Source organism: Sulfuriflexus sp. (assembly GCF_032250955.1).
GTDB lineage: Bacteria > Pseudomonadota > Gammaproteobacteria > AKS1 > AKS1 > Sulfuriflexus.
The window spans coordinates 1-12050 of record NZ_JAVVES010000073.1; the positions used below are offsets into that span (position 1 = coordinate 1).

General features: G+C 55.9%; 11 protein-coding genes and 1 tRNA gene. 7 read left to right on the top strand and 5 right to left on the bottom strand.

All coding sequences use genetic code 11. From position 1 onward, the window contains the following. Positions 1-177 precede the first annotated feature (177 nt). From pheT to RQ738_RS11675, 7 genes are all read left to right on the top strand, one after another. Positions 178-2556: a phenylalanine--tRNA ligase subunit beta gene (gene pheT, locus RQ738_RS11645; protein ID WP_314165391.1), complete on the top strand. Its 2379-nt coding sequence runs from the start codon at positions 178-180 to the stop codon at positions 2554-2556. A 9-nt stretch (positions 2557-2565) separates the two neighbouring features. After that, positions 2566-2868 (top strand): integration host factor subunit alpha, encoded by a 303-nt coding sequence (ihfA, locus tag RQ738_RS11650; protein WP_314165392.1) that lies wholly within the window; start codon positions 2566-2568, stop codon positions 2866-2868. Then, positions 2846-3202, top strand: coding sequence for a MerR family transcriptional regulator (locus RQ738_RS11655; protein WP_314165393.1), 357 nt, complete (start codon positions 2846-2848; stop codon positions 3200-3202). The genes ihfA and RQ738_RS11655 overlap by 23 nt, the downstream gene beginning before the upstream one ends. Positions 3203-3268: 66 nt before the next feature. After that, positions 3269-3345 (top strand) — tRNA-Pro (locus RQ738_RS11660). 146 nt (positions 3346-3491) lie between these two features. After that, positions 3492-4724, top strand: coding sequence for a gephyrin-like molybdotransferase Glp (gene glp / locus RQ738_RS11665; RefSeq protein ID WP_314165394.1), 1233 nt, complete (start codon positions 3492-3494; stop codon positions 4722-4724). Further along, positions 4721-5320 (top strand): molybdenum cofactor guanylyltransferase MobA, encoded by a 600-nt coding sequence (gene mobA / locus RQ738_RS11670; RefSeq protein ID WP_314165395.1) that lies wholly within the window; start codon positions 4721-4723, stop codon positions 5318-5320. The genes glp and mobA overlap by 4 nt, the downstream gene beginning before the upstream one ends. Before the next feature lie 158 nt (positions 5321-5478). Continuing rightward, entirely contained in the window at positions 5479-6696 is a 1218-nt protein-coding gene (locus tag RQ738_RS11675) for a glucose-1-phosphate adenylyltransferase (RefSeq protein ID WP_314165396.1), read from the top strand. A gap of 18 nt (positions 6697-6714) precedes the next feature. On the opposite strand, the gene RQ738_RS11680 is transcribed toward RQ738_RS11675, so the two are convergent. From RQ738_RS11680 to RQ738_RS11700, 5 genes are all read right to left on the bottom strand, one after another. After that, positions 6715-8715: a UvrD-helicase domain-containing protein gene (locus RQ738_RS11680; protein WP_409929550.1), complete on the bottom strand. Its 2001-nt coding sequence runs from the start codon at positions 8713-8715 to the stop codon at positions 6715-6717. 155 nt (positions 8716-8870) lie between these two features. Then, on the bottom strand, positions 8871-9692 hold the full coding sequence (locus tag RQ738_RS11685; protein WP_314165399.1) for a secretin N-terminal domain-containing protein: 822 nt from the start codon (positions 9690-9692) through the stop codon (positions 8871-8873). Positions 9693-9705: 13 nt separating this feature from the next. Then, positions 9706-10230 carry a hypothetical protein gene (locus RQ738_RS11690; protein ID WP_314165400.1) on the bottom strand — a complete coding sequence of 175 codons (525 nt, stop codon included), beginning with the start codon at positions 10228-10230 and terminating at the stop codon, positions 9706-9708. A 75-nt stretch (positions 10231-10305) separates the two neighbouring features. After that, positions 10306-10752, bottom strand: a complete 447-nt coding sequence (locus tag RQ738_RS11695; RefSeq protein WP_314165401.1) for a GNAT family N-acetyltransferase — start codon at positions 10750-10752, stop codon at positions 10306-10308. Next, positions 10745-11911: a cupin domain-containing protein gene (locus RQ738_RS11700; protein ID WP_314165402.1), complete on the bottom strand. Its 1167-nt coding sequence runs from the start codon at positions 11909-11911 to the stop codon at positions 10745-10747. Before RQ738_RS11700 ends, RQ738_RS11695 begins: the two co-directional genes overlap by 8 nt. Positions 11912-12050: the final 139 nt, after the last annotated feature.

The window sequence follows — 12050 nt, forward strand, 5'->3', positions numbered from 1 at the left end:
TCTAAATCCCCTCACCCTAACCCTCTCCCGAAGGGAGAGGGAATTAACGGGACAGCAGTGATATTTTGATGCAGAAACAAAAAGTATCTATTGCAGATTTCTAATTGTTTTAGATTTTCTTTGCGTGCCTTTGCGTTAGAAAAAATCATAGGGCATTTTGTATTTAAGGTTTTAAAAATGAAATTTAGTGAACAATGGTTACGTGAATGGGTGAACCCGGCTGTCTCGACAGAGGAGCTCGGTCACCGTCTGACCATGGCCGGGCTCGAGGTCGATGCGATTGAACCCGTGGCGGGGGAATTTAGCCAGATCGTCGTCGGTGAGGTCATTGACGTCGCACCACACCCGGATGCCGATCGTCTGCGTGTCTGCAAGGTCGATGTCGGCGAAGCGGAACCGTTACAGATCGTCTGCGGTGCAGCGAATGTTGTTACGGGCATGCATGTGCCGACCGCGCTGGTCGGGGCAAAACTCCCCGGTGGCATGAAGATTAAGAAGGGCAAGCTGCGTGGTGTCGAGTCATTCGGCATGCTGTGCTCGGCCGCCGAGCTCGGCCTGGTGGAAGAGGCCGAAGGCCTGTTACCGCTGCCGTCGGATGCTACATCGGGCATCAATGTTCGCGACTATCTGCAACTGGATGATGTCAGTATCGAACTCGGCCTGACCCCAAACCGCGGTGATTGTCTCGGTGTAGCCGGGCTGGCGCGGGAGGCCGGCGTGTTGTTCGATCTGGATGTCCGCCACCCGGAAATGCCTGATGTGGCGGCCACGATTGCCGACACCTTCCCGGTCGAGGTACAGGCAGGGGCAGACTGCCCGCGTTACCTGGGCCGCGTGCTCCGCAATATCAACCCGGCAGCAGATTCTCCATGGTGGCTGCAGGAGCGTCTGCGTCGCAGTGGCCTGCGCAGTATCAGCCCGGTCGTCGATGTGACGAACTACGTTCTGCTGGAACTGGGCCAGCCCATGCATGCCTTCGATCTCGACAAGCTGCAGGGCGGCATCCAGGTGCGGCGGGCTGCAGCCGGTGAGCCACTGGTCCTGCTGGACGGGAATAAAGTTGAACTTAAGCCCGATACACTCGTCATTGCCGATGAGCGAGGTCCGTTGGCGCTGGCCGGGATCATGGGCGGCGAGCAGAGCGGGGTCACTGAGCACAGTCGTCACCTGTTCCTCGAGAGTGCCTTTTTTGCCCCCGAGAGCATCGCCGGGCGGGCCCGTGGCTATGGGCTGCATACGGACTCTTCGCACCGTTTTGAGCGCGGCGTTGACCCGCAGCTGCAGAAACGGGCGATGGAACGGGCCACGGTGTTGCTGCTCGAGATCGTCGGCGGCGAGGCGGGTCCGGTCATTGAGGTTGTAAGCGAGGCGCACCTACCCCGGCCTGTCTCGATCACGTTGCGCGCCGGGCGTATCGAGCGTGTGCTGGGTATTGCCGTGCCGGCAGCGGAGGTGACCAGCATGCTCGAGCGCCTCGGCATGCAGGTTGAAGCCGCGGACGGGCAGTGGCAGGTGACACCGCCAGGGTTTCGTTTTGATATCAGCCTGGAAGTCGACCTGATTGAGGAAATCGGCCGCATTTATGGCTACGACAGGTTGCCCACGCGTCATCCGCAGGCCGCGCTGAAAATCGCCCCGTGCGACGAGAGCCGGGTACCCTTGCGTCGAATCCGCCAGCGCCTCGTGGACCGCGGTTACCAGGAGGCGGTGAACTACAGTTTTATTGACCCGGCCATGCAGGTGCGTTTCAGTCCCGGGCAGGCCGCCCTGGCACTGGCCAATCCGCTTGCGGCCGACATGGCGGTCATGCGCACCAGCCTGCTGCCCGGGCTGGTAGAATCGCTGAAATACAATTTAAACCGTCAGCAGGCACGGGTTTTACTCTTCGAGTCTGGTGTTAAGTATCTTAAGCAAGACAATGATATTTATGAAGAAAGAACTCTGGCGGGTGTGGTCTCAGGAACCGTCCTGCCCGAGCAATGGGCTGCGGAGAAGCGGGCCTTTGACTACTTTGACCTGAAGGCGGATGTCGAAGACTTATTGGCAATGAGTGGCAGTTTGAACGCCATCAGCTTCGAAGCGGCTGAAAATCCGGTTTACCACCCGGGCCAATCGGCAAAAATGAGCCGAAATGGTGAGGAAATCGGCTGGATCGGTGCGCTTCACCCGGTATTGGCGCGCGAAATGGGTCTGACGGCGGCGGTCTTTGCTTTCGAAATGCGCCTGGATGCCCTGCAAAAGGGTGAATTACCTGGATTTTCCGAGGTTTCGCGCTATCCTTCTATTCGACGCGATATCGCTATCATTGTGGATAATTCGCTGGCCGCCGAAAAAGTCTGTAGAACAATACGAGAAGCGGCAGGGGATAAGCTTCATAACCTCGAGTTATTTGACGTCTATAGTGGCAAAGGCATTGATTCCGGGCGAAAAAGTCTCGCATTGGGCTTGACCTTACAGGCGACTTCACGCACTCTTACAGACGCTGATGTCGAGGCCGTCATGGAAAGAGTGTTATCGACACTGAAGACTGAATTTGATGCAACTTTAAGAGATTAGAGAGCAGGCATGGCACTAACAAAAGCAGAAATGGCCGAGCGCCTGTTCGAGGAACTGGGATTGAATAAACGCGAGGCGAAAGAGATCGTCGAGCAGTTTTTCGAAGAGATCCGCGGTGCGCTCGAGCAAGGACACCAGGTAAAACTTTCCGGTTTTGGAAATTTTGATCTGCGCGATAAGAACGAGCGTCCGGGACGCAACCCGAAAACGGGTGAAGAGATCCCGATTACCGCACGTCGCGTTGTGACATTCCGTCCCGGACAGAAACTCAAATCACGAGTAGAGGCATATGCTGGAACCGAGCAACAATAACGAATTGCCCGTGATTCCCGGCAAGCGCTACTTCACCATTGGTGAGGTCAGCGAGCTGTGTGAGGTCAAGCCCCACGTGCTGCGTTACTGGGAACAGGAATTTCCACAGCTTAAACCGGTGAAACGCCGTGGCAACCGCCGCTACTATCAGCGTCAGGATGTCATCATGATCCGCCAGATCCGCAACCTGTTGTACGAACAGGGCTTTACGATCGGCGGTGCACGCCAGAAAATGGCCGGCAACGAGGCCAAGGATGACTCGATTCAGAGTCAACAGATTATTCGCCAGGTTCGCACCGAACTGGAAGATTTGCTGCATATCCTTAAAGCCTGAGCGATTTATTTTTTAACTACCCTTTTTTATTTAGCCCGACATCGATCTGTGGCAAGATCACATTAACGGGGTGTAGCGCAGTCTGGTAGCGCACCGGCATGGGGTGCCGGTGGTCGAAGGTTCAAATCCTTTCGCCCCGACCAAACAATTTGATTGATGAATTCGGATTGATGATTGATGATCGCCGAATTCATCAATCATCAATCATCAATCATCAATCATCAATCTGCAATCATCAATTTCTATGTTCATCAATCATCATTCATAAATCATCAATTCTGGTTTTTCTATGTCCGATCCCTGTTTTAATCCCACTGATAGAATGCTGACCGCCGACGAGGCGATTAACTTCCTGCTCGAACGCGCCAGGCCTGTTTCCGACATGGAACAGATTGACCTGTTCGCGGCGCGTGGCCGGGTGCTGGCCGAGGCGGTGCTGTCGACGATCGATGTGCCGCCGGCCGACAATACGGCGATGGATGGTTACGCAGTGCGGGCGAATGATGTCGCAAATGACGGAATCTTAACGGTCACCCAGCGTATCCCGGCCGGCGTGGTCGGCAAGCCGTTGAATGCGGGTGAAGCGGCACGTATCTTTACCGGGGCGCCGATCCCGGAGGGTGCTGATGCAGTGGTGATGCAGGAGCAGTGTTCACAGGACAGGGATAAACTGACCGTGAATACCAAAGTCTGTGTGGGTGATCATATTCGTCGTCGTGGCGAGGACATTCAGGCTGGCGCAGAGATTCTGCCAGCAGGCACGCGCCTGCGGCCACAGGATATGGGTTTGATTGCCTCGGTGGGGATTCCGGCGATCAAGGTTTGGCGCAGACCGCGGGTCGCCATCTTCTCCACGGGTGATGAACTGGTGGCACCGGGTGAGCAGATTGGCCCGGGTCAGATCTATAACTCGAATCGTTTTATTCTGAATGGCCTGTTGCAGACACTGGATTGCGAGATTATCGATCTTGGCAGTGTGCCGGATTCACTCGAGGCCACCGTGCAGGCCTTGCAGGCCGCGACCAGGGATGCTGACCTGATTATGACCACGGGTGGCGTCTCGGTCGGTGAGGAAGATTATGTGAAAGCGGCGCTGGACCAGCTCGGCAGTGTCGATATGTGGCGGGTGGCGATGAAGCCGGGCAAGCCGGTGGCCTTTGGCCAGCTGGGCGAGAGTGCCTTCATCGGTTTGCCGGGCAATCCGGTTTCGGCCTTTGCGACATTTTGCCTGTTTGCGCGACCGTTTATCCTGCGCATGATGGGCGTGCAGGAAGTCATGCCACGTCGCCTGCCGGTAACCGCCGACTTTGACTGGCCAAAAGAAGGGCCGCGGCGTGAATTTGTGCGTGCCCAACTGCGTGCGGAAGACGGGCTGATGAAAGCCACACTTTACCCTGCCCAGGGTTCAGGGGTGTTAACCTCAACCGTCTGGGCAGACGGTTTTGTCGAGATACCGGAACATACCACGGTGAAACAGGGCGATAGTGTCACCTGGCTGGATTTTCTTGAATTGCTTTCGTGAGCCAGTCGCAGCCATATAAGGATGTTGCCGCCGTCATCCTTGCGGGTGGACGAGGACGACGCGTCGGCGGTGAAGACAAGGGCCTCCTTGAACTGGACGGCAAACCCCTGATCGCGCATGTGATCGATGTTATTGCGCCGCAAGTCGACAGCCTGGTGATCAGTGCCAACCGCAATCTTGAGCAGTACAAGGCCCTTGCCTACCCGGTTATAAGTGATCGGCAGGAAGGCTTCTATGGGCCACTGGCCGGTATTGATGCCGCCCTTGCTGCCACCGACAAGCCGTTTCTGCTTTGCGTGCCCTGTGACACGCCGTTCCTGCCAGCTAACCTGTTGTCGCGCCTGTATGCGGCCCTGCAGGATTCGAACTACCCAATGGCCATTGCCGTGGATGGTGAGCGACAGCATCCGGTGATTAACCTGATGCAGCGATCGGTGCATGCCGATATTCGTAATCGTTTACAACAGGGCAATCTCAAACTGATGCGCTGGATCGAGGAGACCGGCTATGCGAGTGTCGATTTTTCAGATCAACCACAGGCACTGAGTAACCTGAATAGCCTCGATGATATCGCCCTGGTCGGCAAACGTTCCTGACATAGCGCTTGATTCCCTACGCACCAGAAGTGTGCATAAAAAACCATTTGTTAGCGCCAGCTGCACTACTTTGAGTGTGTCTGTATCATATCTGCCTGATATGAGACGGCATGACCCTTGCAGTACAAACCTTATTACATTGCATACAGGTTATTAAGATGATGAATAAGACCCTTGCGATTATCCTGGCCGGTGGGACAGGGGAGAGTTTGTCACCCTTAACCGATGAGCGTACGAAGGCGGCAATACCGTTTGGCGGCAAGTACAGGATTATCGATTTCCCGCTGTCTAATTGCCTGCATTCGGGCCTGCGCCGGGTGCTGGTGTTGACCCAGTACAAGTCGCATTCCCTGCAAAAGCACCTGCGTGATGCCTGGTCGATTTATAACCCGGAGCTGGGCGAATACATTACTGCCGTGCCGCCGCAGATGCGTACCGGGGCCGGCTGGTACAGCGGCACGGCCGATGCTATCTATCAGAATTTGTACCTGCTGGAGAGGAACCCGGCCGAATACGTGATTGTCTTGCCGGGTGACAATATCTACAGGATGGATTATGCGGCATTGTTACAGCAGCACATTACAAACAATGCAGATGTAACGATAGCCTGCACAGCTCCATCGGCAATGAATTCGTCAAACTATTTCGTGGTAGATGCGGACGATAAGCAACGGGTCAGTAATTTTTCACAGAAGGTCGCTGATGACCCTGATAATAACAGCCTTGCCTCACTGGGGATTTATGTCTTCTCCAAGGAACTTCTTATTGAGATGCTCAGCCAGGACCACGCGCAGCCGCAATCTTCCCACGGGCTGGCAGCAGATGTGTTCCCGCAACTGGTCAAGAGCCACCGCGTTTATGCCTACGGCTTTGAAGGTTCGCAGGGCAGGGTAAGCCAGGATGGTTACTGGCGTAACATCGACAACCTGGATGATTTTTATTCAGCCAATATGGATTTACTGAAGTCTTCGCCATCGATAGACTTGTATCAGTCTGACTGGCCTATACGTAGTCATCAGCCGCAGTTCCCGCCCGCGCGAACCGTGCCTGGCGTATTGGGCAATGAAGGCATCGCAATCAATTCGATCATTTCCGCCGGGACAGTTATTGCCGGTGGCAGTGTACAGAACTCGATCCTTTTTTCTAATGTGCATATCGGCGATGAGGCTGTTGTTGAGGACAGTATCCTGTTTGACGGCGTCAGGATTGGCGACGGCGCGCATGTACGAAACTGTATTATCGATAAGGACAACCTGATTCCGGCGGGGAGTCGCATCGGTTTTGATGCCAAGATGGATAAACAACGGTTCAAGATCAGCAGCGAAGGGATAATCGCGATAGGTAAGTCATCCCTGTCAGCAGCAGGCGGCGCATAAAATCATTGCGATGTGTCTTTATTTGTTGAGCATGGCACGCAGGCTGTCCAGTGTGGCTTCACCTTCCGCACGGGCGGCCTCCGGGTCCTCGTTCTTGCCTTCACGCTGGATGACATCATCGGGAAGTTCATCGAGGAAGCGGCTGGGTTCGCACTCGATTGTTTCACCAAAACGTTTGCGGCGTGCCGCGTAACTGAAGGTCAGGGTGCGCTGGGCGCGGGTAATGCCGACATAGGCAAGACGACGCTCTTCTTCGATATCACCGGCCTCGATACTGGTGCGATGTGGCAGGATGTCTTCCTCCATGCCCACCATGTAGACATGCGGAAATTCGAGCCCCTTGGCTGCATGCAGGGTCATCAGGTGGACGTGATCACCTTCCTGTTCATCATCACGGTCGAGAATATCCAGCAAGGTCAGGCGCGCCACCAGATCACCGAGCGTGGCATCATGCATGTTCGGGCGCTTGGCAAGACGCTCCAGCCATTCGACCAGTTCCATGACATTGTCCATACGGCGTTCGGCGGCCTTTTCATCGGCACAGGTATCTGCCAGCCATTGCTGGTAATTGATCTCGGCGAGTAACTGCTTGACGACCTGCAGAGGGGGTTCAGACTCGGTCTGGTAGGACATGCGTGCCAGCCAGTCGGCAAAATCACGGACCTTGCGCAGGGCGCGGGTCGACAGATGCTCGTCGAGGTCGGCATCATGGCAGGCGGTGTACAGGCTGAAATTCTTCGCATGCGAAAAGGCCACCAGTTTTTCCACCGTCCCCGGGCCGATCTCGCGGCGTGGCGTATTGATAATGCGTAGCATGGCGTTGTCGTCATCCGGGTTGGCGAGGACACGCAGATAACCCATGATGTCCTTGATCTCGGTATAGGCGAAAAACGACGTGCCGCCACTCAGGTAATAGGGGATATTGAATTCGCGCAGGGAGCGTTCAAACAGGCGTGACTGATGGTTGCCGCGATAAAGAATGGCATAGTCACCATAGCTGGTGAGCCTGGTAAACTTGTGATGCATGATGCGGTTGATAACCTTTTCCGCCTCGCGTTCTTCATTGGCGCCGCGAATCACCTGCATCGGTTCGCCGAACCCCAGCTCACTCCACAGGGCCTTTTCAAATATATGCGGGTTATTGGCAATCAGCTGGTTGGCGGCCTTGAGGATGCAGCCCATGGAACGGTAGTTCTGTTCCAGCTTGATCAATTTCAGGCCTTTGAAGTCTTCCGCGAGCAAGGCCAGGTTTTCCGGCTGTGCGCCACGCCAGGCGTAAATCGACTGGTCATCGTCGCCGACTACGGTCAGGCAGCCCCGCTCACCGACCAGTTGCCTGACCAGTTCGTACTGCGTGGAATTGGTATCCTGGTATTCGTCGACCAGCAGGTAACGGATATTCGAACGCCAGCGCTGCAGGATCTTGTCGTTGTCTCTGAACAGGCGCACGGGCAGGAAGATAAGATCATCAAAGTCGACGGCGTTACAGGCCTGCAGATGACGATCGTAGGCCTCGTAGAGCTCCGCCGCACGGGCATAGAGGGGGTCGTCGACTGTGCGTTGTGCATCAGCATGGCTGATACAGGCGGACTTCCAGCGCGAGATCTGGTTACGGAACTGGCGTATCCGCTCTTCACTCTCGCCGCGGCTCAGTTCGGTCAGCACCGCCATGCTGTCCTGGTCATCGTAGATGGAGAAACCCTTTCTGTAGCCCAGCGTCGACAGTTCACGGCGGATGATATTCAGGCCCAGGGTATGAAACGTGCTGATGCGCAAGCCCTTGGCGACGTCGGCGCTGAGCAGGCCGGCAATACGCGCCTTCATCTCGCGGGCGGCCTTGTTGGTAAAGGTGACTGCGGCTATCTGGCGTGCCTCGAGGCCATGGGTGCGGATTAACTCGGCAATCTTATAGGTAATAACACGGGTTTTGCCACTGCCGGCACCGGCCAGTACGAGTACGGGACCGGCCAGGTATTCAACGGCTTCACGCTGGCGGGGATTTAGCGACTGCAATGACACGGTGGGTATTAACTATTTGATATCAGTGATATTTGAAGAAAACGATAACTTCACGGGGATGTTTGCTGGCGGTCATCATAGGGCCGCAATCTTACTCGATACCGGAGGTTAATAACAGCAAAGCTTGTGCGGAACCGGCCTTTGGCATGGCCTGCCTATTCCGGGCTGATTTTTTCAACCCGTATCTGAAAATCTGCGTTCAGGCCGTCCTGCCGCTGCGTGGAGTAGGTGATGCCCTTGCTGCTGCTGTGCGCCTCTTGCTGAATGCCGCCAATCGACAGCCACTCACCGAGGTTGCCGCGCAGCGTGGTCCGGGCCTGCTGGATATCAAAGCTCTGTTGCCCATGCCGGTTCAGGGAAATACTGTGCGGGCTGATATCGACAATGACCTGCTCGCCGCTCAAACGGGGCAGCACATAGAAACCGGTAGTGGCATTTTTGTACTGGATGCTTTCCCGCTGTGTGCCGAAGCGGTCAACGCTGCGTTCCGGTACCGGCACCAGTTGCCCGACCTGGATAAACGCCTGGCGGCCGTCGAGGGTATGAACCGTCTGCGTGCCGTTTTCGGCGGAGCGACCTGTGGACTCATGTAACTTGAGCCGGGCCGTGCCGGGCTTATTCAACTCTATCCGGGCATCCCCCGAGCGGATGGTGCCGGAGGCGCCGATGCCGTGCCGGGAGACGGTATCCGCCTGCTGTTTGCGGACGCTGATACGCAGACGCTGCGGTGCGCGGTCCAGTTGGTTGATGATGTCGCGTACCTGCTCGAGGGAGGCTGCCGGTGCGCGTACAATCAGGTTAAAGCCCTCGCCGGTGACGGCGGCATCCTCGCCGAGCATCGGCTTGATCACCGGGATGATCTCATTGGCCGTGCGGTGCTGGAGGGGAAACATCTCGATGCGGTCGGCCGCCAACAGCATATTCGTAATAAACAGCAGTAGAACGGCAAGTACACGGACGGATATTCGGTATGTCATAGAGGTTTCCTGTTCACAGGTATAAGCGGCGCAGGTTGGGGTCTTCAATACTGACATCCCACATCGTGTTAAATTCCTTGCTGCGCTCCCTGACTTCGCGCGGGGCATTGAAGTGAAACTCGCCCTTGAAGCTGTCCGTGCGAGGCAGTTTTGCCCAGCCACGATCATCAACAATCAGCCATGCCTCGTTGAATTCCCTGAAATCCCTGCCTTGCAGGTGAATGTCGATATGGCTGCTCAGGCGCTGGCTCAGTTCGACGAGGCGATGGCCATGTTTAACAATGTGTTCGCTATTCTGGATCAGGATGCGTACCTTCGACTTCGGACTGCGCATGGCCAGTTGTTTGACGGCCTGATAGAAATCCTCATTGTCGAAGATCGCCGGCTCGAGGTCACGGCTGATCACATCGAGCCTGAAGGTGGCCGGCAAGACCATGTGCAGGCAGGCCACGGCGGCCTCATCTCGCGCCTCGCTGTAGAGGACTACATCGTCGCCAAGACGGGCCTGTTGCAGGGCTTGTTCAAAATCTGTGTGCATGCTGTATCACCATATACGGATTACTCAGCCTGAGAGTAAAGATAACGTATCTTGCTGTATTTGCCAGTGGTTATTCTACCGGCAACGCTGCATCGGGTAATGGGGGATGCCGGCATCAGGAAATTCATTACCACAGATATCAAAGCCGCACTTGCGGTAAAAGTCCACGGCCCGGGTTTGGGCGTTCAGTCGCAGGCAATCGATCTGTTGCATGTCGGCATGTTCGATCAGAAATTCGAGCATCGTCTTGCCAACGCCCTGTTGACGCCAGTCTTGCAGAACCGACATGCGACCGATATGGGTATACCCTGTATCGCTATCATAGCACAGCCGCGACGTTGCCAGCGCTCCGTGCTCTGGATGGATGACGAGCAGGTGCAGGCACTCCGCGTCCAGGTCGTCCCACTCGAGGGCCTCGGGGACATGCTGTTCATTGATAAAGACCTGCTCGCGAACAGAACGGATGGCAGCCTGGTCGGCGGCATCGAGCCAGTCGGCGATACGAATCTGCCACTCAGTCATCAAAGTAGACCAGGCCGTGCTCCCACCACGCGCACAGCAGGTCGGCATTCCCGGCGTTTTGCAGATAACGACCTAATGTTTCGCAATCATACTGACGCTGATTGCAGAGCCAGCGCACCAGCCCGGCCTGCCCGGGCGGGATGGCGGCAGTTTCACCGTCGATATATAACTGCAGGCCATGCTCAGCTTCAATGTAGGCGAAACGGCTTTGCAGGTCCCTGAGCAGTCGTGGATGACTTGAACACAGTTCAATAAACAAGGCCGGGTCAGACTCGCTATGCAGCGGAATACCCTTTTCCAGGCGGACGCCGGTATAAGTGACAAAGCGTGCAAACCAGTCATCGATCTCCGCATCACTGCCCGGTATCTGCCGGATCATTTCCCGGATACGCTGTCGCGCGGCGGGCTTGATTTCGCCATTGTGGGGGTCGGCGGTGATCGCGCCATCCCGAAAACGTACATCGTCACCATGTTGCAGGGTGCGCTGGTCGATATAGTCACCGAGCAGTTCCAGCTGTGTGGCGGCGCGAAAACCGATCGAGTAAGTCATGCAGGGCGCATCACTGACACCGTGATGCTGGACCCCGGGCGGCAGGTAGAGCATGTCGCCGGGCTGCATGATAAATTCCTGCTCGGCCTCGAACGCGGCGAGGATACGCAGGTCGAGACCGGGGATAAGTTTCTCTTCGCCCTGTACTTGCGTGTTGATTTGCCAGACACGCGTGCCCAGCCCCTGGATGAGAAAGACATCATATTGGTCGGTATGCGGGCCAACCGTGCCCTGGGGGGCGGCGTAGCTGGCCATGACATCGTCCATGCGCCAGGCTGGCAGGAAATCAAGGTTATCAAGGAGCTGGTTGAGCTCGGGGATGTAACGATCCAGGTCCTGGACCAGAAATGTGTAATGTGATTCCGGCAGGCTGGTGAAGTCTTCCTCACGGAACGGCCCGTGCCGGACCTGCCAGGGCGTCTCGCCGTGCTCCTGGATCAGCCGCGAGGCGATACCTTCTTCGCAGGCGAGCCCGGCCAGTTCTTCCGGGGTGAGTGGGTCCTTGAAACCGGCCAGGGCATTTTTGATAAACAACGGTTTTTGCTGCCAGTAATCACGGACAAATATTTCCGCATCGATGCCGTCTGGAAAATTAATGGAATTGTTCATCGTTTCAGTTACACACGGGCTGGTTTTTACGCTGTCCTGCCGGGGCAGAAAAACGCTTCTCTCGTCCTGTTCAGCACTATCACTGCTGTCCCCTTAACATAAGCCTGACAAGCGGTAAGCTTCCGATAAATAAGGTAAC